20 protein-coding genes and 1 pseudogene are annotated in these 23,396 nt (G+C 51.8%); 8 read left to right on the forward strand and 13 right to left on the reverse strand.

The annotated features are described in order from the left end of the window. Positions 1-524 precede the first annotated feature (524 nt). The 4 genes from BLU57_RS12440 to BLU57_RS12455 all read right to left on the reverse strand — a co-directional run bounded on the left by BLU57_RS12440 (position 525) and on the right by BLU57_RS12455 (position 5,353). Positions 525-1,280, reverse strand: a complete 756-nt coding sequence (locus BLU57_RS12440; RefSeq protein ID WP_090321403.1) for a fused MFS/spermidine synthase — start codon at positions 1,278-1,280, stop codon at positions 525-527. Between the two features lie 172 nt (positions 1,281-1,452). Next, on the reverse strand, positions 1,453-2,730 hold the full coding sequence (locus BLU57_RS12445; RefSeq protein WP_090321407.1) for an O-acetylhomoserine aminocarboxypropyltransferase/cysteine synthase family protein: 1,278 nt from the start codon (positions 2,728-2,730) through the stop codon (positions 1,453-1,455). Positions 2,731-2,855: 125 nt separating this feature from the next. Then, on the reverse strand, positions 2,856-3,587 hold the full coding sequence (locus BLU57_RS12450; RefSeq protein ID WP_090321409.1) for a 2Fe-2S iron-sulfur cluster-binding protein: 732 nt from the start codon (positions 3,585-3,587) through the stop codon (positions 2,856-2,858). Continuing rightward, positions 3,587-5,353, reverse strand: coding sequence for an NAD(P)H-dependent oxidoreductase subunit E (locus BLU57_RS12455; protein WP_090321412.1), 1,767 nt, complete (start codon positions 5,351-5,353; stop codon positions 3,587-3,589). Before BLU57_RS12455 ends, BLU57_RS12450 begins: the two co-directional genes overlap by 1 nt. A 241-nt stretch (positions 5,354-5,594) precedes the next feature. On the opposite strand from BLU57_RS12455, the gene BLU57_RS12460 reads away from it, so the two are divergent. Both BLU57_RS12460 and BLU57_RS16665 read left to right on the forward strand, forming a co-directional pair. After that, a complete protein-coding gene (locus BLU57_RS12460) occupies positions 5,595-6,032 on the forward strand; it encodes a hypothetical protein (RefSeq protein WP_090321415.1) in 438 nt (145 codons plus the stop codon). A gap of 9 nt (positions 6,033-6,041) precedes the next feature. Then, the gene (locus tag BLU57_RS16665; RefSeq protein WP_090321418.1) at positions 6,042-6,275 is read left to right on the forward strand and encodes an FxDxF family PEP-CTERM protein; all 234 of its coding nucleotides are present in this window, start codon (positions 6,042-6,044) and stop codon (positions 6,273-6,275) included. Positions 6,276-6,354: 79 nt separating this feature from the next. On the opposite strand, the gene BLU57_RS12470 is transcribed toward BLU57_RS16665, so the two are convergent. Continuing rightward, entirely contained in the window at positions 6,355-7,023 is a 669-nt protein-coding gene (locus tag BLU57_RS12470; RefSeq protein WP_090321421.1) for a DUF1614 domain-containing protein, read from the reverse strand. A 323-nt stretch (positions 7,024-7,346) separates the two neighbouring features. On the opposite strand from BLU57_RS12470, the gene BLU57_RS12475 reads away from it, so the two are divergent. After that, positions 7,347-8,627, forward strand: coding sequence for a Y-family DNA polymerase (locus tag BLU57_RS12475; protein WP_090321424.1), 1,281 nt, complete (start codon positions 7,347-7,349; stop codon positions 8,625-8,627). Positions 8,628-8,666: 39 nt separating this feature from the next. Beyond that, on the forward strand, positions 8,667-10,040 hold the full coding sequence (locus tag BLU57_RS12480) for an NAD-dependent succinate-semialdehyde dehydrogenase (protein WP_256206078.1): 1,374 nt from the start codon (positions 8,667-8,669) through the stop codon (positions 10,038-10,040). A 7-nt stretch (positions 10,041-10,047) separates the two neighbouring features. On the opposite strand, the gene BLU57_RS12485 is transcribed toward BLU57_RS12480, so the two are convergent. The 3 genes from BLU57_RS12485 to smpB all read right to left on the reverse strand — a co-directional run bounded on the left by BLU57_RS12485 (position 10,048) and on the right by smpB (position 12,786). Continuing rightward, entirely contained in the window at positions 10,048-11,163 is a 1,116-nt protein-coding gene (locus BLU57_RS12485; protein WP_090321429.1) for a lytic transglycosylase domain-containing protein, read from the reverse strand. Positions 11,164-11,274: 111 nt separating this feature from the next. Next, positions 11,275-12,288 (reverse strand): COX15/CtaA family protein, encoded by a 1,014-nt coding sequence (locus tag BLU57_RS12490; protein WP_090321432.1) that lies wholly within the window; start codon positions 12,286-12,288, stop codon positions 11,275-11,277. Between the two features lie 54 nt (positions 12,289-12,342). Continuing rightward, a complete protein-coding gene (smpB, locus tag BLU57_RS12495; RefSeq protein ID WP_090321435.1) occupies positions 12,343-12,786 on the reverse strand; it encodes an SsrA-binding protein SmpB in 444 nt (147 codons plus the stop codon). 88 nt (positions 12,787-12,874) lie between these two features. On the opposite strand from smpB, the gene BLU57_RS12500 reads away from it, so the two are divergent. From BLU57_RS12500 to BLU57_RS12510, 3 genes are read left to right on the forward strand one after another with little or no spacing between them, the layout of a single operon-like run. Next, complete coding sequence (locus BLU57_RS12500; RefSeq protein ID WP_090321438.1) at positions 12,875-13,312, forward strand: type II toxin-antitoxin system RatA family toxin; 438 nt, start codon at positions 12,875-12,877, stop codon at positions 13,310-13,312. 8 nt (positions 13,313-13,320) lie between these two features. Continuing rightward, entirely contained in the window at positions 13,321-13,596 is a 276-nt protein-coding gene (locus tag BLU57_RS12505) for an RnfH family protein (protein ID WP_090321441.1), read from the forward strand. 31 nt (positions 13,597-13,627) lie between these two features. Further along, the gene (locus BLU57_RS12510; RefSeq protein WP_090321442.1) at positions 13,628-14,887 is read left to right on the forward strand and encodes a hypothetical protein; all 1,260 of its coding nucleotides are present in this window, start codon (positions 13,628-13,630) and stop codon (positions 14,885-14,887) included. Between the two features lie 90 nt (positions 14,888-14,977). On the opposite strand, the gene BLU57_RS12515 is transcribed toward BLU57_RS12510, so the two are convergent. From BLU57_RS12515 to BLU57_RS16670, 5 genes and pseudogenes are all read right to left on the reverse strand, one after another. Beyond that, a complete protein-coding gene (locus BLU57_RS12515; RefSeq protein WP_090321445.1) occupies positions 14,978-17,203 on the reverse strand; it encodes a hypothetical protein in 2,226 nt (741 codons plus the stop codon). A gap of 356 nt (positions 17,204-17,559) precedes the next feature. After that, positions 17,560-17,913 carry a hypothetical protein gene (locus BLU57_RS12520; RefSeq protein ID WP_090321448.1) on the reverse strand — a complete coding sequence of 118 codons (354 nt, stop codon included), beginning with the start codon at positions 17,911-17,913 and terminating at the stop codon, positions 17,560-17,562. A 33-nt stretch (positions 17,914-17,946) separates the two neighbouring features. After that, positions 17,947-18,714 carry a DUF2971 domain-containing protein gene (locus BLU57_RS12525; protein ID WP_143026978.1) on the reverse strand — a complete coding sequence of 256 codons (768 nt, stop codon included), beginning with the start codon at positions 18,712-18,714 and terminating at the stop codon, positions 17,947-17,949. A gap of 334 nt (positions 18,715-19,048) precedes the next feature. Continuing rightward, entirely contained in the window at positions 19,049-19,531 is a 483-nt protein-coding gene (locus BLU57_RS12530; protein WP_256206076.1) for a PDZ domain-containing protein, read from the reverse strand. Positions 19,532-19,539: 8 nt separating this feature from the next. Continuing rightward, positions 19,540-19,791 (reverse strand): annotated as a pseudogene (locus BLU57_RS16670) (transposase); the annotation flags it as partial. A 356-nt stretch (positions 19,792-20,147) separates the two neighbouring features. Between BLU57_RS16670 and BLU57_RS12535 the strand changes: the two are divergent. Then, positions 20,148-23,396: an efflux RND transporter permease subunit gene (locus tag BLU57_RS12535; protein WP_090321457.1), complete on the forward strand. Its 3,249-nt coding sequence runs from the start codon at positions 20,148-20,150 to the stop codon at positions 23,394-23,396.

The following is a 23,396-nucleotide window of genomic DNA, read 5'->3' on the forward strand; positions in this document are numbered from 1 at the left end:
TCTCCGTTTCATTAATTTCTACAATACCGTTAAGCCTCATAAGAGTTTGAATAATGCCACCCCTTATGAAATACTCAACGCTTATTTCAATCAACTTATCTGTAAACAACTCTGAGATTTCTTACAAATTATCACATATGAATGCCAAGGATCTGATAAATCAAAAGTATGGGGATGCTAAAGAACAAGCAACTCAAATGGGGGGTGATCTGGAAGATCAACTGGCAGATCGTATACGGACGCTATAAATAAAATTAATCAAATCAAATCAAAACACAAACACAAGTTTCGCCCCCATCGGAGATATGGAAAACGGTTAAAGATAAGATTTATGATCTTTCTGAAAAGTTAGCACAGTAATGTGCGAAGCACGGTCGGCTGGGCTGCCGAAGAAAGCCCAGCATCGAGCCATGGATTGATCTGGAAATCTTTTCGCAGAGCATTTAAGCGGGAAGCAGAAGATGTCAGATCAGAAACAAATAGAACGGTTGGTAGATTAAGACGAACTTGTAATTCCACTTTCCTTAAATCGTAAGCATCCCACCGAAACAAGATTTGGTTTGTTCCAAACGTGTCAGTGCCGGCGACAGGTTGAGGCTGGTTTTTTCTTTCAATTCGAGTGCCTGTTCCTTGAGTTTGTGCAATGGAATCTCGAGTTTATCTCCATTTGTGGCCAGTGCGATAACGTTGCCGCTGTCGCAGGCAGGAAGAGCCAATGCGCGTTCGTTAAATGCCGTTTTGATACGCTCCACACTGGCTTGATGGCCGCGGCTGCGGCCTAGCAGATTCACTGCGAGAACGCCATTATGGTTCAAGCTAGCCTGGCACATTTGGTAGAACGGCAGCATGTCGAGTTCGCCGGGGCGCGCATCGGCATCGTAACCATCCACCAGAATCAGGTCGTAAGTCTTGTCGTTCCCGGCGATATATTGTGCGCCATCCGCGATCACGATATTGAGGCGTAGCGGGTCTTCCGGCAGTTTGAAGAATTGTCTTGCGGCTGCTACCACGCGCGGTTCGATTTCAACCACGGTCAGTTTTGCCGATGGGTAGTAGCGGTATAGAAATTTGGTCAGCGACGCGGCGCCGAGACCGATCAACAGCACTTTGCGCGGAAAGCGCGCATCGTTCCGCAGCAGCAGGCTGACCATCATTTCCCGGGTGTAGTCGAGCTCCAAACGCCAAGGACGTGCGATGCGCATCGCGCCCTGTATCCAATCGGAACCGAAATGCAAAGTGCGCACTCCCGCTTCTTCGCGGATATCGATGGGAAAATTCATTATATTTTTGGTATCCGATAGCTGATTGTTTAAGAAAGCTCTGAAAAAGGTAGCGAGCGACGGCCAGACAAGGCGAAATCAGGTGAAAAAGCGCAGTTTACAAGATGTAAATGAGCATTTTGAGTCTGATTCCAATACAGCATGACTGAGCGTAGTAGTTTTCAGCGCTTCCTTAAATCCGGCTGGCCGCGAGCGCTTGTTCCAAGTCCGCCAGAATATCGTCGATATTTTCAATGCCGATGCATAAGCGGATCATGTCTTGCGTTACACCCGCTGCGGCGAGTTCGGGACCGGTCAATTGGCGGTGGGTTGTCGATGCTGGGTGCGCGGCCAGGGATTTTGCGTCGCCGATATTCACCAGCCGCTTGAACAGCTTGAGCGCATCGTAAAATTTCACACCGGCTTCAAATCCGCCTTTGATGCCGAATGTCATCAATGCCGATGGGCGGCCCTGCATATATTTTTGCGCCAGTTGGTAGTATTCCGATGACGGCAGCCCTGCATATTTCACCCATGCCACGGCGGGATGTTGCTCAAGATATTGTGCAACTTTCAGCGCGTTCCCGGTGTGCCGCTCCATGCGCAGCGACAAGGTTTCGATACCCTGTAGAAAGAAGAAGGCATTCATCGGCGACATGGCTGAGCCGGTATTGCGCAGCGCCACCGTGCGCACGCGCCCTACATAGGCGGCGGGACCGAATTCCTGCGTATAAATGACACCGTGATAGGCCGGTTCGGGGTTGTTGAGCATGGGAAACCGTTCCGCGTGATCCGGCCAGGGAAACCGGCCGGAGTCGACGATGATGCCGCCAACCGATGTGCCATGTCCGCCCATGTATTTGGTCAACGAGTGCACCACGATATCCGCGCCGGATTGAAAAGGTTTCATCAAGACCGGCGTGGGCACAGTGTTATCGACGATAACCGGAACGCCGTGCCGGTGCGCCATCGTGCAAATGGCTTCCATGTCCGGAATATTTCCCGCCGGATTACCCAGCGATTCGCAGAATACCGCCGAAGTTTTTTGGTCGATCAACGGTTCGAGACTCGCCGGATGATCATCCTTGGCGAAACGCACTTCGATTCCCAGTTTCGGCAGCATGTGCGCGAACAGTGTATAAGTTCCGCCATACAGCAGTGGCACACTGACGATGTTATTGCCCATCTCGGCGATATTAATTACCGCATAATGGATGGCCGCCTGACCTGAGCTCAGCGCCAAGGCCGCGACTCCGCCTTCGAGTGCCGCCACCCGCTGTTCCAGCACATCGTTGGTCGGATTCATGATGCGCGTATAAATGTTACCCGGTACGGCGAGATTGAATAAATCCGCGCCATGCTGGGCATTGTCGAATTCGTAGGCGACGGTCTGATAAATAGGAACCGCCACCGATTTGGTGGTGGGGTCGGTTTGATAACCGGCGTGGATAGCGATTGTTTCGTCTTTCATACCATTCTCCTGTGCATGAACCTCAAGATCTAGCGCGGAGTTTAGCAGGTTTGCCGCATTTCATCGTGCGTGCGCTGCAAGCGCTGGCAGAGTAGGGCGCTGTTTTCAATCGTCCGGTTGCGCGCTCAATCGTCATTTTTCCGATCGACATGTTCCTGCAAACCGGTTTCGCGGATGGTTTGCTGGTCGTAAATGCGCTGCCCGATTGGCACTTCGTAGCCTATTTCCTTGATCAGAATCGCGCCCACCGGGCAGATATTTGCCGCCAGATCGGTGACTGCCATCGTGCTATCCGCCAGCTTTCCACTGGGTGTATTAACGATCAGATGTGCATCTGTGCCGCGCCCGGCGATGGCGAAGACATTTTTTTGATCCATGTCGCGGCTGGCGCGCACGCACAAATCGCACAGAATGCAGCGGCTGCGGTCGAGCAGAATTTCCGGGTGTGATGCATCGAGCTCGCGGCGCTGGTAAAACTGCGGGAAGTGATCGTCCAGCATGCCGAGGTGGTACGCCATCGCTTGCAATTTGCAGTTGCCGGTTTTTTCGCACGACGGGCAGATATGGTTGCCTTCGACGAACAGCATTTGCGTGATCGCTTTGCGCGCTTCGTTCAATTCCGGCGTGTTGTTACGGATTTCCTGTCCCGTTACGGCTGGTGTGATGCACGCGGCGACACTGCGGTTACCGTTTTCCACCACGCACAAGCGGCAATTGCCGCTCGGCGGCAGGCCGGAGTAGTGGCACAGATGCGGAATGTAGATTCCTGCCGCGAGTGCGGCGTCCATAATAGTTTGTCCCGCCGTGAACGGGATTTCCTGGCCGTCGATGCGGATTGTGCTGGGATTGTCTGACATTACTCGTTATCCAGATGCGCTGCGGCATCGTTGCGATGTGTTGCCTGCCGGGCGCTTTCCAGTGCCTGATCGAGGTCGAACTGCGCGGTGAAATGGGGTTGTAGAGGAGCGGAAAAAGTGTGAGGGAAATGCTGTAAGCCATCCAGCACATGATGGGCGGCGGTATGTCCCAAGCCGCAGTGCGATTGATGCTGAATCAGATGGCTGAGCTGTTTGAGTTCTTCGATATCGTGTGCAGTGCCGCGACCCTCGGCGATTTTATCCAGATTGTTTTTCAATAACCGTGTGCCGACACGGCAGGGCGTGCAAAAACCGCAGCTTTCGTGTGCGAAGAAATGTGCGAAATTGCGGTGGATCGCGAGTAAATTGCGTTGCTGATCAAATACCAGAAACGATCCACCGGTGGAAATATCTTCAAAACTGATGGCGCGGTTAAATTCCGCCGCGCCGAGCAATTTTCCGGCGGGACCGCCGATTTGCACCGCTTGCACGTTCTGCGCGCCGCAATCGTCGAGAACCTGCCGAATGCATACGCCAAATGGATATTCGTAAATGCCGGGCTTCTCGCAATCACCGCTGATACTGAGGATTTTGGTGCCACGCGATTGCTCCGTGCCGATGGAATAAAACCAAACACTACCGTGTGTGATGATATGTGCTGCCGCGATGAAGGTTTCGACATTGTTGACGATGGTGGGTTGACCCAGGTAGCCGTGTGTGACGGGAAATGGCGGCCGGATGCGCGGAATGCCAGGCTTGCCTTCGAGCGATTCGATTAGTGCGGACTCCTCGCCGCAGATGTATGCACCGGCGCCCACGACGATGTCGATGTCAAATTCAAAATTTTCATATCCGAGAATATGTTGGCCCAGTAATCCCTGGTTGCGGCGCTGATCGAGTACGGCGTGCAGATGCGGTAATAAATAGCGGTATTCGCCGCGTAAATAGACGAATCCTTGTTTTGCGCCAATGACTAGCGCACACGTCGTCATGCCTTCAACCATTGCGTCGGTATGGTCGCGTAATAACAACCGGTCTTTGAATGTGCCGGGTTCGCCTTCGTCGGCGTTGCAAACGACATAATGTGCATCGCCGGGTGCTGCGCGGCACAACTGCCATTTTTTGCCGGTATCGAACCCGGCGCCGCCACGGCCGCGCAAGCCGGATTGCTGGATGACCGCCAGCGTTTGATCAGCGCCTTGCGCCAATGCGGTTTGCAGCGCGCTGCCGGGAGCGTGTTGTTCCATTAGCAGCAGATCGCGGCGATATATCCTGTCATGCACGGCAAACCATTCCGTTGGCCAATCGGTGAGCGGAGATTCCGTGGTGATCCGCTGTGCAATCTGTGTCAGTTTTTCCGCATTCAAAGCGGTGACCGGCAGTCCATTGATCAACAGCGATGCGCCCTGATCGCACATGCCGATGCACGAGGTTTCGCTGATACTGATTAATCCATCCGCGCGTGTTTTGCCCGGCGTGACTTGTAACAGCTGGCACAGCATCTGCATCAGGTCTTGATCTCCGGACAGATAGCCGCAACTGGTGCAATTGCTGAATAAAATATCGAAACGGCCGCGCGGTTGCGTGGAAAAAAACGAATAAAACGCGACTACCGCAGCCACCTGGCTGAGCGATATATTGAATTCGGCGGCGGTTCGTTGCATGGCGTGCGGTGAAATGTGCCGGAATTGCTGTTGCAACGCATGCAGCCGATGCAGTATATGCTGGTGCGGTGAACCGGAATTGTGCGAGTGTGAAATATCCATGGGTAAAAGTATACCGGGGTTAAGACCGGAATGCAGAGATGGTTAGGGTTAGCTCTATGAAATATTGCTGATTTTTATAAAAAACGGAACGAAATTCGTATTATAATTAATAACCCTTTTCTCAACAGGAAAAGGTTATGAGTGATAAAAATAAGTAAGAAGCGCTGACTAAAATATGCAACTTTAAGGTTGATTGGCGTGAGAACGAGAAGGGCTCAATTTATAAATAAGGAGAGATTTTATGTTTAAACAGATTCTTTTGACTGCGGCAGTGCTGTCGGTATCCATTTCCACGGCATTTGCTACAACCACTATCGGCGGCGCAACACTGACCGATACCGCGACGGTGAACAGCGGCACAGTAACACCAACCAGCTACCTGAGTTATGTCAGTGGTGGTAATGGTGCAACTGGCTGGGCGGACGGATCGACTTACGGTGGTGATGGCTTCACGGCTGCTGCTGCGATGAGTACGGCCGATCATCATTGGTTGCAGTACGATCCGGCTATTCTGGTCTATAGTCCTGCAGCATTGAGTTCCGTGCTTGCCATTCCGGCCATCGATCATGGCTGGAATGCTGACAACACCGGTGAATTTTGGGAGTCTTTTGAATTCCGTATTTACGGATCAGACTCCTCTGGCGCATTGCTCGAAGAAGGGCATATCACCAGCGTATAGGCGAGAGGCGTGGATGATACCAGTGCTTTGAAAAATGCCGACGACTGGTCGTCACAATGGTCTTTCACCGGTTCCTATAATTACTTTGCAGTCGTATCAGGCGACCGCCTGGTAGGTGGACCATGGTCTCCTGGTGAAGGTGAAATCGATGCCATCGCAGCCATTCCGGAACCCGAAACCTATGCGATGTTGCTGGCCAGTTTAGGTTTGCTGGGATTTGCTGCACGCCGCAGAAAACAGTAATAACAGTAACAAATAACCCGGTTTTCCGGCAAAAATAAAAACCCCGCTCCGGCGGGGTTTTTTTATGGAAATTGAATTTTCAGGCCAGCAACGCGGCCACAACACCAGTGATGAAAATCCCGTCGAACGTACCTGCGCCGCCGATCGATGCATACGGCGTGCCGAGCCGGGAAATGTCTTTCATGTGTAGCAGGTCGGCACCGATCAGTACGCCCAGCGTACCGCTGATGTACGCAAGCGCGGCACTCTGCTCTGGGCTGATGATCAAGCCGGTCAGCGCCGCGCTGATGGGCGCTACCAACACCGGCATGCCGATGCCAAGCCCCTGGATCGGGCGGCTGAAGTAGTAACTGATCGCACTGATGATCGCGATTCCCAGCAGCGTGGAGGATAGGCTGAGTGTGCTGTGGGAAAACAAATACAGCGAGAGCGTTGCCGGTATCAGGCAGCCGCCAAGATTGATCAAAATTTGTGTTTCATTATGAAAGGGTTGCGGCGGCATCCTGAGCAATCCCCAATAGGCAGGCAGGGCCGGTTCCTGTACCGGCACATCGCTTTTGATCCGCGCCACCGGCAAGTTAATGGCACTGCCGAGCAAGGAAAGCAATAGCACCATCAGACCCGATTCCGGCGGCAACCCCAGCTTTACAAAGGCAAATGACAGCAACTCCACCTGAAACAGCATCATCATGACGCCGAGCAGGAAAATAAAGAGTAGCAGATGCAACGGGGAGAAATAATTTTTCATCGGAGTATCGTACGGGAAATATCGTTGGATAATGGTATTTTATTCAAGATTTTTCCATTGTGGTGTGAGATGAATTCGAGGTATTCAGATTCTGGCTGAAGATCATACCGTGGATCAGTGAGAATGAAATCAGGGTGTGACAATCGATGCCTGGGGTTCGGAGTTGCTATTTGACAGGCTTTTTCATGCATGTTTGAATATCGTTCCGATATCATAAATGCACAACTCATCACGATGGAAAACGCGGGCAGGGGAATTCACCGTCACAATCTTCACACAATCATTCGAGGCATGGAACGTGATAGTTCTACGCGTGAACGCAAATGACGCGCGCGATCGCTTTGATCGATTGCAACAACTTCTACGTGAGTTGCGAGCGGGTGTTCAATCCGCGCCTGGAAGGCAAGCCAGTTGTGGTGCTATCCAACAACGACGGCTGCGCGGTGGCGAGAAGCAACGAGGTGAAAGCACTGGGTGTGAAGATGGGGCAACCGTGGTTTGAATTAAAGGACTTGACAAGAAAACACGGCATTATCGCGCAATCCTCCAATTATGCGTTGTACGCCGATATGAGTAACCGTGTGATGAGCATTCTGGCCATGTTCAGTCCGCAGCAGGAAATTTATTCGATTGACGAATGCTTTCTCGATTTGTCCGGATTCGGAACACAAGATCTGACATCCTACGGTCAGCGTATCCGCCGCTGCGTGAAACAGTGGACCGGCTTGCCAGTTTGCGTTGGTATCGGATCGACCAAGACGCTGGCCAAATTGGCCAATCACATCGCGAAAAAATACCCGGAATTAGACGGCGTATGCGACCTGAACAGCATGCCGTCTGATCAGCAAAATGACTGGTTCAACCGGATTGCCGCGGGTGAAGTTTGGGGTATCGGCCGGAGGCTTTTTCCCAAGCTGTATGATAGTGGCATCAGAACCGTGCTTAATCTGAAGCGGGCCTCCCCGGCCGGGATGCGTTCGCGTTTTTCCGTCGTGATGGAGAAAGTTATCCGCGAACTCAATGGTGTGCCTTGTATCGAACTGGATGAGATCGCGCCGCCGAGAAAGCAAATTGTCAGCTCGCGTTCGTTTGGCGTTGCCGTTACGGATCTGGCCAGTCTGGAAGAGGCGGTTTCGTTGTATGTTCGCCGCGCAACGGAAAAATTGCGCCGCCAGCAATTGTGTGCCGGGGCGATTTACGTTGCGATCCGCACCAGTCCGTTCAACGAAGAAGAACGGTATTATGCCAATGGCCTGGCTATTCCGCTTCCCGTGCCAACCGATGATACCGTGCGGTTGACCAAAGCCGCGTTATGGGGGTTGCGTAAAATTTATCGCGCTGGCTATCGCTATCAGAAAGCGCGGGTGATGCTGTTCGAATTGGTTTCCGCCGATAACCGGCAATCCGACTTGTTTGGTTTGGTAGCGGCGGAAAATAAATCCGGCAAATTAATGGCGGTTATGGATCAAATCAATGCCAAAATGGGCAGCAGTACGTTGAAGCTGGCATCGGAAGGCTTCCGGCAGCCGTGGAGAATGAAACAAGGAAATCGCAGTCCCAGATACACAACGAACTGGAATGAGTTGATTTGCGTGACGAAGTGAATAGCGCAGATACGCTGGCAGTAAATGACTAACAGGAGAATGACCGCTATGCCAATGCTATCGATCAACCCGGCCACAGGCCAAACCCTGCAATCCTTTTCAACCTGGCAAACCCATGAAATCGATGCGGTATTGAATCAAGTGGAAATTGCGCAAACCGGCTGGGCGGCGCTCGGTTTTGAGCAGCGCGCCGGATTCATGCGTAATCTCGCGCAAATATTCCGCCGGCGCAACGAAGAATATGCCCATCTGATCACCGAAGAAATGGGCAAACTGCTCAAAGAAGCGCGATCGGAGGTGGAAAAATGCGCGTTTGGCTGTGAATATTATGCAGATCACGCGCAAGCGTATTTGAGCGATGAAGTGATCGCTTCCGATGCCAGCCGCAGCCTGGTGGTTTATCAGCCTTTGGGTACCGTGCTGTGCATCATGCCGTGGAATTTTCCGTTCTGGCAAATGATCCGTGCCGCTGCACCGGCGCTGATGGCGGGTAATACGGTGGTGCTGAAGCATGCATCGAATGTGCCACGTTGCGCGCTGGCGCTGGAAGAAGCATTTCAGCAGGCCGAATTTCCCGCGAACACCTTCCGCACACTGATGATCAGCGCCGCACAGGTCGAGAGGGTGATCGCCGACCAGCGCATTGCCGCCGTGACGCTGACCGGTAGCAGCGCGGCAGGGCGAAGTGTAGCGGCAATCGCCGGGCAGCATCTGAAAAAATGCGTGCTCGAACTGGGTGGGTCGGATCCGTTTATCGTGCTCGACGATGTGGACATTGAGTCGACAGCCAAGCAAGCGCTCACGGCGCGGCTGCAAAACATGGGACAAAGCTGCATCGCCGCGAAGCGTTTCATTCTCGCCGAACCCATCGCCGATGCTTTCGTTGCGCAACTGAAAGCGCTGTTCAGTCAGTTACAGAGCGGCGACCCGAAAGACGATGCCACCGGGATTGCGCCGATGGCGCGCGAGGATTTGCGTACCGATCTGCATGCACAGGTGGAACGGAGCATCGCAGCGGGCGCACAGCGGGTGATTGGCGGCGTTTTCATCGGCGTGCAGGGTGCGTATTACGCACCGACAATTCTGGATCACGTGCAACCCGGCATGGCGGCGTTTGACGAAGAACTGTTCGGTCCGGTCGCCGCAATTGTGCGGGTAAACAATGACGAAGAAGCAATTCGCTTAGCCAACCGGACGCATTTCGGCTTGGGCGGCAGCGTATGGACGCGCGACTCCGCACGCGGCGAAGCGCTGGCGCGGCAAATTCATGCCGGTTGCACGTTCGTCAACGGCATCGTCAAAAGCGATCCGCGCCTGCCGTTCGGCGGTGTGAAAGAATCCGGTTACGGCCGCGAACTGTCGTACCACGGCATCCGCGAATTTGTAAATATCAAAACGATTTGGATTAAGTAGCCGCCACTCACAAACCGGCGTGCAGTCCCGGGATGCCGATGCGCTGGATGCGGATGGCGTTGTTGCCTTCTTCATACGCGAGCAAGCGGCCTTCCTGATGCCACAGGCGGAACGCCAGCGAGTAGGCGAGCACCCGGATCGGGTAGTCGCGCGGCAGCGTTTGCAGGTAAGGTTGTATCGTAGTGAAATCGGTCGCGCCGTATTGCTGCATGATAAAACGTAAACCGCCGTTCGCCGGGCCGATGTTGTAGGCCAGCAAGCCCAGAAAGAGATCGTCTTTCATTTCCGCCAAGTAGTGTTTAAACGTGGCGGCGGCGACAAAGGCGTTGTGGCGGGGATTGTCCAGCACAATTTTTTCCACATTGAGCCGCCGCCGTGCTTGCGTAATGACGGCTTCCGGAACGCGGGTGATTTGAAACAAGCCGCGTCCGCCGTCGTGGCTGTCGCGCGGAATAAAAGACGATTCAGTAGCGGCGATGCCGTGCAGCAGATGTGCGTCGATATCGAAAGACCGGGCTGCATCTTCGATCGCTTGCCGGTATTCTTGCGAGCGGTTAACCATTTTTTGCAATTGCGCGGAATCGTGGCGGCGATAAGCCGCGTAAACCTGATGCGAAATCGTCACTCGTCCCGCTTCTTCCTTGCCGCCGACCAAGGTGCGGAAATTACCGTAAGCCAGCGAAAACTGGTCGTGTGTGACGAGCCAGCCGGTCAGCAGGGCGAGCGACAAAGACAATACCGGCATGAAAAATTCCGAATAGCGCCGCAACCATTGCCGCAGCTTCCACCAGCTGAGCAGAAAAACACTGGCGGCCAATATCAACACCAGCACACCAGCGGTGAACGGCAGCAAATGACCGAAAAAACTGGTGCCCGAGAACTGGCTCGCGGAGTAACCGAGCAACAGGATGATGGCGCAAACTGCGGCGCTGCTTAAACCGAGGATTTCGATACCGGTCAGTAGTAATGTCTGCTGGAATTTACCAGGTTGGTTTCTTTGGGGGCGCTTTCTGGGCGATTTGCCAGGGTCATCGCTATTACGCGCAGCTGCGGTGCGTCTGCGCTTCGGTCTGGGCTTTACGTTAGCGGGTCCGGGGTTGCTGGCGCGGGTTTTTTTATCCATTGAAATGGGAGCTGAACGAAATGCACCGCATGGGGCAATGGCTGGGATGAATTGGGGTACTGATGGCATCGTCCCGTTACGGGAACGGGACGATGCCGCTTCTGCGAATGACTAACGTAACCGGTGGCTCACCCATAGGGATGCGGCAAACAGCAGCACCGCCCCGCCTTGGTGCGATGCGCCTAATGGAATCGGCACCGCATGGAGCAGCGTTGCGATACCTAAGCTGATTTGTACCGCCAGCATCAGCAGGAAAAGGTTGCACGCCAGGCGTGTGGTTCCTTGCAGTTCCACGGTGCGTGATTTGAGCCAGAAAATCGGCACGGAAAAGGCCAGTATCCAGGCGATCAAGCGGTGATCGAATTGCACCGTGGTGATGTTATCGAAGAAATTGCGGTACCACGGTTCGAGGATAAAAAGGTCGGGTGGAATCACATGCCCGTTCATCAGCGGGAAGGTGTTGTAGGCCAAGCCTGCGCGAATACCAGCCACGAAACCGCCGGATAACACCATGATAAAAATCAATGAAGAGAGACTGAAGGAAAACCGTCGCAGGCCTTGCAGTTTCTCATTTTCCGGGGAATATTCGCGGTGCGGCGACAGCAATCCCAATGCGACCCAGAACATCGCGGCAAAAATGACAAAAGCCAATCCCAAATGCGCGGTCAGACGGTACTGGCTGACATGCGGATCGTTGACCAAACCGCTCATAACCATATACCAGCCCATGAATCCTTGCAGGCCACCCAATACGAATATCCCCGCCAGTTTGATGCCCAGCGGCCGGTCGATTTGCTTTCTCACTAGAAAATAAACAAACGGTACAAAAAATACCAGACCGATCAACCGGCCGAGTACGCGGTGGAAGTATTCCCACCAGAAAATGCTTTTGAATTCATCGACGCTCATGCCTTTATTGACTTGCTGATACTGCGGCGTGGCGCGGTATTTTTCCAGCAACACATCCCAGTCTTGCTGCGTGATGGGCGGCATGGTGCCGACAATCGGCTGCCATTCGACAATGGAAAGCCCGGAGTCGGTCAAGCGCGTAACACCGCCGACCACTATCATGGCGAATACCAGGGCACAACAAATTAATAACCAGATCGCAATAGGTTTTTGCATAGTCGTAAAATAAAAATTATTTCTGAAATTGAGTCCGGTAACGCATTACCGTTTTTATTTGGCGCGCATCAAGCGTTGCTTGTCGCGCTCCCATTCTTTCTGTTTCTCGGATTCGCGCTTGTCGTGTTGTTTCTTGCCTTTGGCCAAGCCGATTTCCAGTTTGATCCTGCCCGCTTTATAGTGCATATCGAGGGGAACCAGCGTGTATCCGGCGCGTTCGACTTTGCCGATGAGCCGTTTGATTTCTTCCGCGTGCAATAACAATTTGCGGGTTCTGACCGGATCGGGATTGATATGCGTTGAAGCTGTCTTGAGCGGACTGATATGACTGCCAATTAAGTACAGCGCGCCGTTGCTGATAATAACATAAGCTTCTTTCAACTGAACCCGGCCATCGCGAATGGCTTTGACTTCCCATCCCTCCAGTACCATGCCGGTTTCGTACTGTTCTTCGATAAAATAATCGTGAAAGGCTTTTTTATTTTGTACTATACTCATGCAGGTATGAAATGGGTGGGAATCACTAGATTTCGTGTATTTTATCAGTTTTTCGATATTACCTCATGATACGGGGTGATTTACTTTTATGGCAGAAATAGAAAAATCAGTTTTGGTTGAATACTCGGCAAGCCAAATGTTTGCGCTGGTGGATGATGTGGCGAAATATCCTGAATTTCTCCCGTGGTGCGGCGGTACCTCCGTCGAACCGCAAGACGAGATCACGACGCACGCAACCGTCAAGATCGATTATCATCATATTCAACACAGTTTTACCACCAAGAACAAACGCTTCCCGCCGGATTTGATCGAAATGAGCTTACTCGATGGGCCATTTGAACACTTGGATGGTTACTGGCAATTTATCCCGCTGTCGGATAGCGCGTGCAAAATCAAATTCCGCTTGCATTACACCTTCTCGCACAGGATTCTTGAGAAACTGGTCGGGCCGGTATTTCATATGATTGCAAACAGTTTCGTGGAACATTTCATCGAGCGGGCGGAAGTGATTTACGGCAAGCGTTAACGGCGCCGATGCAGGTTGAGGTCGCTTACGCGCTGCCGCAGGTTCAGTTTCTGAAAAAACTCGATGTATCTCCGGGGTGTACGGTTGAACATGCGATACGGTGTTCCGGCGTTTTGAATGAATTTCCGGAGATTGATCTGACTAAAAACAAACTGGGTATTTTCGGTAAATTGACCCAATTGCAGGCTGTGCTGGAGCCACATGACAGGATTGAAATTTACCGGCCTTTGATTATCGATCCGAAAGAAGCGAGAAGATTACGCGCCAAGAAAAACAACCGCTGACTTTCCCTAGTTCAATTTCAAGGGAGTAAAAATGATCCGCGCTGTATTGATACTGCTTGCAACGTGCCTGCTGCTTTCCCTTTCCGCTTGCGCAACCAAAAAACCGGAAAAGAAAACGCCTGATGCGGAAGACCGCACAAAAATCCTCACACCCTTTGAGCAACTGTCGCTCAAGTCCGACGCAAAAACGGTATTTGAAGATCAAGGCAAATTCATTCTGCTCGAAGGGAAAAAATGCATGCAGCGTGATAACGGGGCGGAACCGGTAACCCTGCTGCAATGGATTGAAATGCCGGATTATGTCGATAGCGGCACGGTCGTATTAAATGGCTGGGATTTGCGCTATCTGAACCAGGATCGCGAAGTCAACTCGATGCGGGCCGATATTACGCACAGCAAGCTGGTTAAAAACACCGGTTCCACGGTTCTGGTATTCGAGGCAAAAGGTACGCTGGAAGATCAGAGTCGCAAAGATGCTTTTGAATTTTGCGTGTTTTATACGGCATTGGGTTACCATTCCACGGCAATTGACGCCACCATAGAAGAAGATCACAACGGTATCGAATCTTCGGTAGTACAGACTGAAAATCAAGGTGCGGTGGCCACACTGGAAAATACCGGCCACAAAGGCATGTTAAGAAAATACGATGCGGTTGCAATTATTCCGCGCGGATTTGATTTCCAATATACCGATACCTTTGAATGCGAATGGCGTCTGTGGCCGTGCCAATGGGGAGATCGCGTGGATTATCGCCTGTTGCAAGTGGCCTACAATTTGTCGCAAGCCAGTGCAGCACCCAGTCTCGGTGGTACCCCGCACTGGGTGACGCAGACCATTTTCAAGGATAACAACACGCACACGCACCGCATCAAGACCCGCGCCGCCCAGATCCGTGGCCGCAGCGTCAAACTGCACGGAGATTTCCTGGCGCTGAATCCCCGTACCGGAAAAACGGACACCTGCCGCAAAAGCGCCGATGGCGTGGTACGCACCCAAACGGTTCGCATCAATGAGCTGCCTTACGACTATGCCATTCCGATGTTGACCGGCTGGGAGCTTGTCAACGAATGCGAACATCAGCGGGTACAGCGGGCAGGCATTTGGATTCACGACATCCGCTTTGATCCGCAAGCAGGTTATCTGGAATACAAAGTATCGTCCATTCTGCGCGACCAGGACGGCGCGCCCAGTTTCAACAGCGCGCACCGCATCACCGTGTTGGGACTTAACCGGCTGTCATCCTCGGAGAAGAAACGGGCGCCGCGATTCCGGCTGAAAATCCGGGACTAATTACTTCCAGGAACCTGAAAAATTTGGGGCTGTAGTAAATTTGCTAACAAGCTCAGCGAATCTGCTACAGCCCCAGCATTTCAATTCCTCTTAAACTGCCGCACTCGACAATACAAACGCACGAACTGCGCTGGCATCGTAACCAAGTTCGCTGGTCCAGCCGTCCGTTGCCGTGGCATCCACGTACAGATTTTCGCTGAAGCCAGCCACTGGGCAGCCGTCGATCGCGCAACCCGCAGGCAGGTTATCGTTCAGCAGATTCGATACCGCGCGGGTGGTTGAGAACGAGCCGCTGCCAACAGGGTCCCAACCGCCGGGAGTAGGGAGTTGCAGCACGCTATTGGCCCCGCGAACCACACCGAAGTGATAGCGCGCGAATCCATGCGGATGTTTGGCTTGCCATGTCATCGTGACAGAGTCTTTAGCCGCATAATTCAGCACGCCGCAGCACGGATCGGCTGCCAAGGCCCCGATAGTTGGCGCGTCGATACCGGCAAAGCAGTGATTATTATCGACGTGCAGCGTCACGATCATGCTACTGCCAACAACCAAACCGAGCGGTGCGGCAGCGGTGGTGTAAATTGTGCCGGTAAGATCGGGCACATCCGGCACGACATACTGGATGCCTGATGCCGCGATGTTGACCGGCTGACCGTTGGCATTGAACAAATCCAACTTAAGTTGATACTTACCGCTGTTATCCGCTCCAACGGTATCGCCATTACCGTCATACGTCATGCCCGCCGCCAATTCTTGCGTTGGGAATTTCGCATTACTGAAATGCTCAACAATCTCGCTGATATGCGGTGGCGCATCCCAAACCCCTTCGGGCGCGACCGAAGGGTAGGGAATCTCGAACAGATCGGGCACCATGTGACCGGCGCCGTCGTCGGCGTTCTTAGGACCGAGCAGATATGGTGTCCACGCGGGCATCGGTCCGGTCGGCGTATTCACATCGTGGCGGTAATAGTGATAAACCGCGCTGCTCAGCGGCGCGAAATCGCCACTATCGCCTTTACGCCAGGAAACCCGGTAATACTTCGCGCCGAGCGCTTCCAATGCATTGGAAAACTCCAGGCGCGGCCGCAGCAAACCGCCCCACGGCGCGCCACTATCGGTTAAACCGCGATTATCGTCGTCAGTGCTGCCTTGCAGCGACGGCGCGGTTCCGTAGATATGGCTTAATGCATGCGCACCGATGGCAAGAAACGCGACCCAATTAGCGGGGCCGATCACCGGCGGGCAAGGTGAGCAGATTTGCGCCAGCGGATGCTTGGTGTACAACGTGACCTCGGTGCCGCAGACGTAATCCCAATGCGTATGGCACGAGACCGGCTTGGGTTCGTAAATCGTCACATCCAGGAAACCGAACAAACGCTGGCGCGCTTTGAAATAAAGATCGGGAATGTCGGTATCGTTGCAGCCGCGGAAAAACACCGTTTGAAATTTTCCACAGGCATCGGTGGTCGTGGTCGCGACTTTTTGCTTGGTCACCAGCAGTGGGAAGAAACGGCAGAGCAACGGACGGATAATGAACGCATGGTCGATCAACGCTTGCTGGAATTGCAACCGGCTGCCGGCTTTGGCGATATATTTCAATTCCGTCGCGTTCGCGATTTCATCGAACGCATCCGCGGTGTCTTCCGGCGTAGCGGCTTCCTGCATGGCGCCCGAAGCTGCCATCATCATGCGCCGCTCAAATGGTGCTGGATCGGGTCCCGGGCCGGGCCACGGAAACGGTTCGGGGACTCGCGGCAGATCGACGACCGATGGCCATGGGCGCGGACGCACGATCACATCGCGCAGCCGGTCGATAATGGCGTCCGGCAGCTTCGGAATAAGGACATGCAGCGGATCGACCTCAAAGACCTCGACCGTTGCATTGCATACCGGATATTCGACCGTCGTGCCGCCAACGATAATCCGTTTCATCAGCTTTCCGCGCACGAAACACGCCCGGAAAAACCAGCAATGCCAAATATCCGGGAACACGCGGAACCGCAATTCCTTGACCGGATTTTTCGGATCGGCCAGCAGAAACTGCTGCTGTGCACCGCGGCGCATCAAATCGTCGTACCCAGCGTTTTTCTCCTCGGATGCCGGACCAACCAGGATGCGCAACCGTTCTTTACTGGCGGATACAGGAATGCGCAACGCCGCTTTGCTGCCATCTTTAACTGGCGCAGAGGTAAGCATGCTTCCATCGGACGAGAATGCATACGCAAAAACTTCAGGGGGTTTGGTATCGCTTGTAACGTCAACCAGCTCAGTGACGACAATAAGCTCGTAGAACCGGGGATTGTCTTTTATGGCCATGATGTTCTCCTTATCAGAATGATGTGAGCAGGCTATTGGTTAACAGCCTGTAGAGAAACAGAATTTGGAACAAATGACAGATTTAAGCGCTGCTGGCCGGATTCGCCAATCGCAGCAAAATCAGCATAACAGAATTAACCGCGCGAACGAGACGTTTCGCACTGCGGCTTAAAGAATTTTATCAGGTTGATATGATAGTATTTTGATGTAGCTCAATATTTTGAGCTTAGATTATTTGCAATGTTAAGAAACGTTTAAGTAACCAGTGCCGGATTGCATAGCGCGGAAGGATTCCCAACAACGTCGCGGTTGGGACACCGCGGTTGACTGCGGAGTGAGAGGTGAACGGGAAACCATCAGCACACACTGGCTCCCGTAATTTTTTGATTTGCAATGTCGATTGCGAACGAGCACTGAAACTCTTTTCCATCCTGAGAGCGAAGGCATTGCATTTCTCCGACAGTCTTTATCATGGCCCCGTCATCGGCACACTCGTCTGGTTTGGCGACAACTTTCATGGCATGGTATAAATCTCGTGCGGCAGCGCCGGACAACTCAAGGTGTAAGTGTGTGTCCCGCGCCTCGGATGGCGGTGGATCGATGACTGTTTGACCCGCGATGCGGTATTGGCCGGAAAGCGATTTGTACTCCCAGGCATCAACCGGCAAGGCAGCTAGCAGCAAGAGTATGGTAACGAAGCTTCGTTTCATATTAACCCTAACGATTGAATTAGCTGCATATGCCTAAAAGAGAGGAGCAGCCTTCATTTGAGACCAAAAAAGGCGAGGACTTATTGACGGCTCGAATGCACTGACAATAGATTGGACCACGTTGTAGAAATACTCAGGAGCATATGGATCAACGTATACACGCTCAATCATTGTCGTTGAATCCCAAGGAATGCAAATGGATGTTGGTCTCTGCTCCAACGGCATCAAGCGGTAACTCGATGGAGAGCAGACAAGTCGTACCTCATTCTCATGTGCAAACGCTGAGCGTTTGTGCATTACCGGGTAAAAGGCATTTGCATCGGGAAACCATTCACGTTCGTAATCGATGTATTTGACACAACCAACGTAGGTTTCTAATTGCTCTTTAATGGTTTCCACCAATCGGTCATACGTGCTTTGTATCGCAATACCGTGACCGCTCCCGCAGTACAACCGCCACATTGCTTCCGACTCCTGCTCGTTGCCGTGCCAGCAACAGACGAAAGTGCTGCTCTGGTTCTCCCGGTACATGTTGGACATTTCAGCCCAACTATCCTTTGATCCATGCTGGCGGAGAAAAAGATCAATACCTTCAATGGTTTTTTTAGTCAGCGACCCCTCATAGGGATCGGCAAATTTGTCGAGCCGCGACATAAACAATCGCTTCTCTTTCAACAACCAAACAAACTTTGCGAGGTCCATGTACCGCCATATCCGTAATTGCTGATTGGGAGGCTGAGGGAAGCATGGGTGGTTCAAACGCTGTTCGAGCTTGTGTGACAATGGAATGTCTTCAGACATGATCAATATCTATCGAGCAGCTAACGTTTAAATTGAGGAACACCCCAGCAGGGATGTAACTGTGAACAATGTGAAAGGTGTTCTCTCCAATAATCATGTTTCTAATATTAACTGATAAGTTAAATATGAAAGTTAATTGAATCTAATACGACAATGTTGCTAGCTACAAATCTGTTCCATCTAGTACATTAAAAGCAAAGCGAAAACATGATCGTTTAAGCATGGAAAAACCAATATTTCATAGAGTAGCACTCAATTATTATTGATGCCAAGCTTATCCAGCCTCGGTTGCAGCTCCAATAATCGAAGCGATACGGAATTAGCAATTAGGCTGCTAGCGCTCCACCAACACCACTTCAGCCACTTTAACTTCATCATTCCTTCTAAACCGTAATTCCACTTTCTCCCCCGCCTTCAACGACCACAAAATCGCCGCATACGACGCTAAATCACTGACCGGCTGCCCGGCCAGTTGAATCAAAATGTCGCCCTGTTGCAGTCCCGCTTGTTGCGCCGGGGAGCCGGGGAGGGTGTTGTCGATGCGCACGCCTTCGCCTTTATAAGAAAAATCCGGGACGGTGCCGAGGCTGGTTTTGCGTTTTTCCTTCGGTGTGGTGGATTCAGCGGAAGCGGGGGCTGACGATGATAGCGTAACTGTCAGCGGTTCGATGCGGTTGGCGAGGTATTCGGTGGCTTCTTTGAGGATCGCGGCGACTTTGACCAATCCGGCGGTGTCGATTTTGTCGGCGGTGTCTCCGGGGGCGTGGTAGTCCTCGTCCGCACCGCGATGGATTTTGCCTTGATGCGCGGCGCCCACGTCCGGCCAGCTGGTGCCTTCCGCAATATCTCATTCGCTCGTTTGAGCTCACGATTTTCCCGTTCCAGTTGCTTGAGACGTTCGTAATCCGATGTCGACATGCCGCCTCGAATTCCCCGATCCGTCTCCGCTGTGCAGCCAATCTTCGATGCAATCGATTTGATCGCCGGCCATTGCGATCCATACTCTTTCTGCTGTTCAAATACCAATCTAACCGCTCGTCCCCGTACTTCCGGTGAATAACTGATTTGATCCTTCATCTTCTCCTTCTTTCGAATCATTTTATCTCCGGAAACCCGGGACGATTCAAGGGGACAACTTCAATACTGGGTTAAGCCATAAGGTTACACTCGTATATACATCTAATTTTACAGATGAAATAATAAATCCGTCATGAAAGATAAAAAACATGACACCTCGTCTTAATCAGCGCAACTACATAGACTGGTGGTTGAAAGCTTCCGAGGTTTTTTAGGGAATATCCATTTTTTGAAAATTAATAACGCGCTAAACCTTCACAAAAGCAAAAGGGTTTGCAAATGGATTAAATCTCCTTCTTACGCGCAGTATTTGTGGATAAAGCGATTTTTTTACCGAAGAAGTATGGGAGCATAGTATGAATCAAATTGTACTGATCGCTTTACGAAGACCATATACCTTTGTAGTTCTTTCAATTCTGATCGTTATATTTGGAATCAGAGCGATACGGCATGCACCGACCGATGTTTTTCCCGCTATCAAAATTCCTGTAATTTCTGTAGTTTGGGCTTACGCCGGCATGTTGCCGCTGGATGTGTCCGGTCGTATCACTTTTTACTTCGAGCGCATGCTGACCTCGACGGTGGAAGGTATCTCGGATATCGTCAGTCAAGCTTACTATGGCATCAGCATCACAAATATTTTTCTTCAGCCCCATACTAACCTCCCTGGCGCTGAAGCGGAAGTCACAGCGATAAGCCAGACCATCGTCAACGCGCTGCCACCGGATATTTCGCCGCCGATGATCATGCGTTTGGAAGCATCTTCGGTAGCGGTTGCCAGTCTGCAGGTTACCTCAGATGAGATGACGCCGGCAGAACTCTATAATCTTGCTTATACGCAAATCAGACCCTTGCTTGTAGTGATCCCGGGGGCGATTCTTCCACATCCTTACGGTGGAAAACCCAAACAGCTTTTGGTGTCCCTCGATAAAGACAAAATGTTGGCTCGTAATGTGTCGCCAACGGATATCCATGCGGCCTTCGATCGACAGAATATCGTGTTGCCCGCGGGTGACATGAAGATCGGTCAGACAGACTGGATGGTTCAAACAAACGCGATGCCGCCCAATATCGAGGAATTCAATGAGATTCCGATTAAAAGAGAAGGCAATTCCTTCGTTTTCTTGCGTGACGTCGCCGATGTTCAGCTTGCAGGTCCCCCGCAAACAAACTCCGTAATGGTGGATGGTAAACAGGCTGTTATTATTGTCGTCATGAAAAGTGGTGAGGCATCGACCCTGGACGTAGTCAACGGCATCAGGGCAGCGCTTCCACGTATCAAGGAGATCGTGCCGTCTCATGTGGATGTCAAAATCATTACTGATGCATCGCTCTTCGTGAGGGAGTCCATTGAGGAGGTAACGCATGAGATGGCGATCGCTGGTCTGCTTGTCGGCTTGATTGTCATGCTCATGCTGGGCTCATGGCGTCCCATGGTAGTCGTTACGACTTCAATTCCATTGTGTATTTTAACCTCCCTTATCTTCCTGCAAGTGCTGAATGAGTCGATGAACGTCATGACGCTGGGAGGATTGGCGCTAGCGGTAGGGATTCTTGTCGATGACGCGACAGTGATGATAGAGAACATCGATACCCACCTGGAGATGGGTAAAGGACTCGATGAAGCAATCATTGATGCAGCAAATCAGATCGTTATTCCGACGCTGCTTGCTACGTTATGTATATGCATTGTCTGGTTGCCGCTGTTTACGCTTTCTGGCGTATCGGGCTTTCTGTTCAAGCCAATGGCGCTGGCGGTGATATTTGCTATGCTGGCGTCCTTCATTCTGTCGCGTACGCTTGTACCGACCATGGCGAAATATCTGATTAAGCATCCTCATGCGGAGGAACACGAAAAGGAATCGCACCAGAGCGATGAAAAGCCAGCGGGGAGGTTTGCCGGTTTTCAGCAGAGATTAAAGCATCATATGGGAATTTTCTCCCGTTTTCAGAAGGGATTCGAGGCTCGCTTTCTTCAATTCTGTGTTTGGTATAGCGGATTGCTCGAATACACAATTGAAAATCGCCGTCGACTTGCAACGATCATGCTGGCTTTCGCGCTTATCTCTCTTATTTTGTTCTACTTCAACGGACGTGATTTCTTTCCTGAAGTCAGATCAGGAACCATCCAGATGCACATGCGGGCACCCCTCGGTACACGGATGGAATCCACAAACCGCATTGCCACGCTGGTTTCTAACGATATCAAAGAATTGCTTCCCGGGCAGGTCGAAGATATCGTCAGTAATTGCGGCATACCCGTCGGACCGCATAACCTAGCGTTTATTCCGACGCCCACCATCGGAACGCAGGATTGCGATCTCACAATTACCCTGTTCAACGAAAAATCGGCAGTGTGGGATCTCCGTGAAATTCTTCATAAAGGTTTGAAAGAGCGCTATCCAGGAAGTGAATTCACATTTCAGCCAGCCGATCTGATAGCGAAAATTTTGAATTTCGGTTCTCCTTCTCCAATTACTGTTCAGATTAACGGGATGGACATATACGGAAACTACGAATATGCACGCCAACTGCAAGCTAAGCTACGCAAAATTCCTGGCTCCTCCGACGTAGTCATCCAGCAAACCATGCGCACGCCAACCATGTTTGTCGAAGGCCAAAGAACATTTGGACTCGGTGTTAACAAGAGTGAAACGGACATTGCTCTGAATATGTTGATAACCACTAATGGAACCCAGCAGATCGATCAGAAATACTGGCTGGATCTGAAAACCGGGGTTTCCTATCAGATCAATATATATAATCCTCAACCTCAGGTCGCAAGTGTAAATGACTTGAACACGATTCCTGTCAAGAAGATAGGGGATGATGGCCTGGATCAGGACTATCAACTCCTGGGCAATCTAACGAAACTATCACCGGTAGGAACACCCGGTCTGGTTACCCATAGGGGCATCATGCCGTTGATCGAGGTCTATGTATCTGCTGAAGGGCGTGGGCTTGGCGGTGTGCTGGACGATGTCAAGAAGATTGTTGATGAGATGGACGATTTAGTCCCTCGTGGTTCCGAAGTTCAAATCGCTGGTCAAGCCGCCAATATGGTTACTACCTATGGCGAACTGATTATCGGCCTCATAGCGGCTGTCGTGCTGATCTATCTCCTGCTTGTCATCAATTTTCAATCATGGTTGGATCCTTTCATCATCATTACAGCATTGCCGGGTGCGTTAGCAGGCATTGCCTGGGCTTTGTTCCTGACCCAAACGAACATTTCCGTACCGGCTCTGACAGGCGCCATCATGGCGATGGGAACGGCCACGGCGAATTCCATACTGGTCGTGTCCTATGCACGGGAGCGCATCCAAATTCATGGCGATCCTTTGTTAGCCGCGATTGAGTCAGGTAAAGCGCGTATTCGTCCTGTACTGATGACTGCGGCAGCCATGATTATGGGCATGCTTCCGATGGCTATGGGAGGATCCACCAATGCGCCGCTGGGTCGTGCGGTTATTGGCGGCTTGACGTTCGCAACTGTGTATACCCTGTTTTTTGTTCCCTGTGTGTACGCCGTCATCTATTACAGCCGCAAGCGAAGCGTTTCTAAAAATGAGCAGCAAGACGCCCTTCAACAAGGAGACTCATGA

It is taken from the genome of Nitrosomonas oligotropha (genome assembly GCF_900106555.1).
Classification (GTDB): domain Bacteria; phylum Pseudomonadota; class Gammaproteobacteria; order Burkholderiales; family Nitrosomonadaceae; genus Nitrosomonas; species Nitrosomonas oligotropha_A.

What these genes read in the sequence shown, in the direction of transcription:
- BLU57_RS12515 (WP_090321445.1), bottom strand. Translation starts at nt 17,203, where the DNA reads ATGGCCATAAAAGACAATCCCCGGTTCTACGAGCTTATTGTCGTCACT.
- BLU57_RS12480 (WP_256206078.1), top strand. Translation starts at nt 8,667, where the DNA reads ATGACCGCTATGCCAATGCTATCGATCAACCCGGCCACAGGCCAAACC.
- BLU57_RS12490 (WP_090321432.1), bottom strand. Translation starts at nt 12,288, where the DNA reads ATGCAAAAACCTATTGCGATCTGGTTATTAATTTGTTGTGCCCTGGTA.
- BLU57_RS12455 (WP_090321412.1), bottom strand. Translation starts at nt 5,353, where the DNA reads ATGGATATTTCACACTCGCACAATTCCGGTTCACCGCACCAGCATATA.
- smpB (WP_090321435.1), bottom strand. Translation starts at nt 12,786, where the DNA reads ATGAGTATAGTACAAAATAAAAAAGCCTTTCACGATTATTTTATCGAA.
- BLU57_RS12525 (WP_143026978.1), bottom strand. Translation starts at nt 18,714, where the DNA reads ATGTCTGAAGACATTCCATTGTCACACAAGCTCGAACAGCGTTTGAAC.
- BLU57_RS12520 (WP_090321448.1), bottom strand. Translation starts at nt 17,913, where the DNA reads ATGAAACGAAGCTTCGTTACCATACTCTTGCTGCTAGCTGCCTTGCCG.
- BLU57_RS12535 (WP_090321457.1), top strand. Translation starts at nt 20,148, where the DNA reads ATGAATCAAATTGTACTGATCGCTTTACGAAGACCATATACCTTTGTA.
- BLU57_RS12450 (WP_090321409.1), bottom strand. Translation starts at nt 3,587, where the DNA reads ATGTCAGACAATCCCAGCACAATCCGCATCGACGGCCAGGAAATCCCG.
- BLU57_RS12500 (WP_090321438.1), top strand. Translation starts at nt 12,875, where the DNA reads ATGGCAGAAATAGAAAAATCAGTTTTGGTTGAATACTCGGCAAGCCAA.
- BLU57_RS12460 (WP_090321415.1), top strand. Translation starts at nt 5,595, where the DNA reads ATGTTTAAACAGATTCTTTTGACTGCGGCAGTGCTGTCGGTATCCATT.
- BLU57_RS12440 (WP_090321403.1), bottom strand. Translation starts at nt 1,280, where the DNA reads ATGAATTTTCCCATCGATATCCGCGAAGAAGCGGGAGTGCGCACTTTG.
- BLU57_RS12485 (WP_090321429.1), bottom strand. Translation starts at nt 11,163, where the DNA reads ATGGATAAAAAAACCCGCGCCAGCAACCCCGGACCCGCTAACGTAAAG.
- BLU57_RS12505 (WP_090321441.1), top strand. Translation starts at nt 13,321, where the DNA reads ATGCAGGTTGAGGTCGCTTACGCGCTGCCGCAGGTTCAGTTTCTGAAA.
- BLU57_RS12470 (WP_090321421.1), bottom strand. Translation starts at nt 7,023, where the DNA reads ATGAAAAATTATTTCTCCCCGTTGCATCTGCTACTCTTTATTTTCCTG.
- BLU57_RS12510 (WP_090321442.1), top strand. Translation starts at nt 13,628, where the DNA reads ATGATCCGCGCTGTATTGATACTGCTTGCAACGTGCCTGCTGCTTTCC.
- BLU57_RS12475 (WP_090321424.1), top strand. Translation starts at nt 7,347, where the DNA reads ATGACGCGCGCGATCGCTTTGATCGATTGCAACAACTTCTACGTGAGT.
- BLU57_RS12445 (WP_090321407.1), bottom strand. Translation starts at nt 2,730, where the DNA reads ATGAAAGACGAAACAATCGCTATCCACGCCGGTTATCAAACCGACCCC.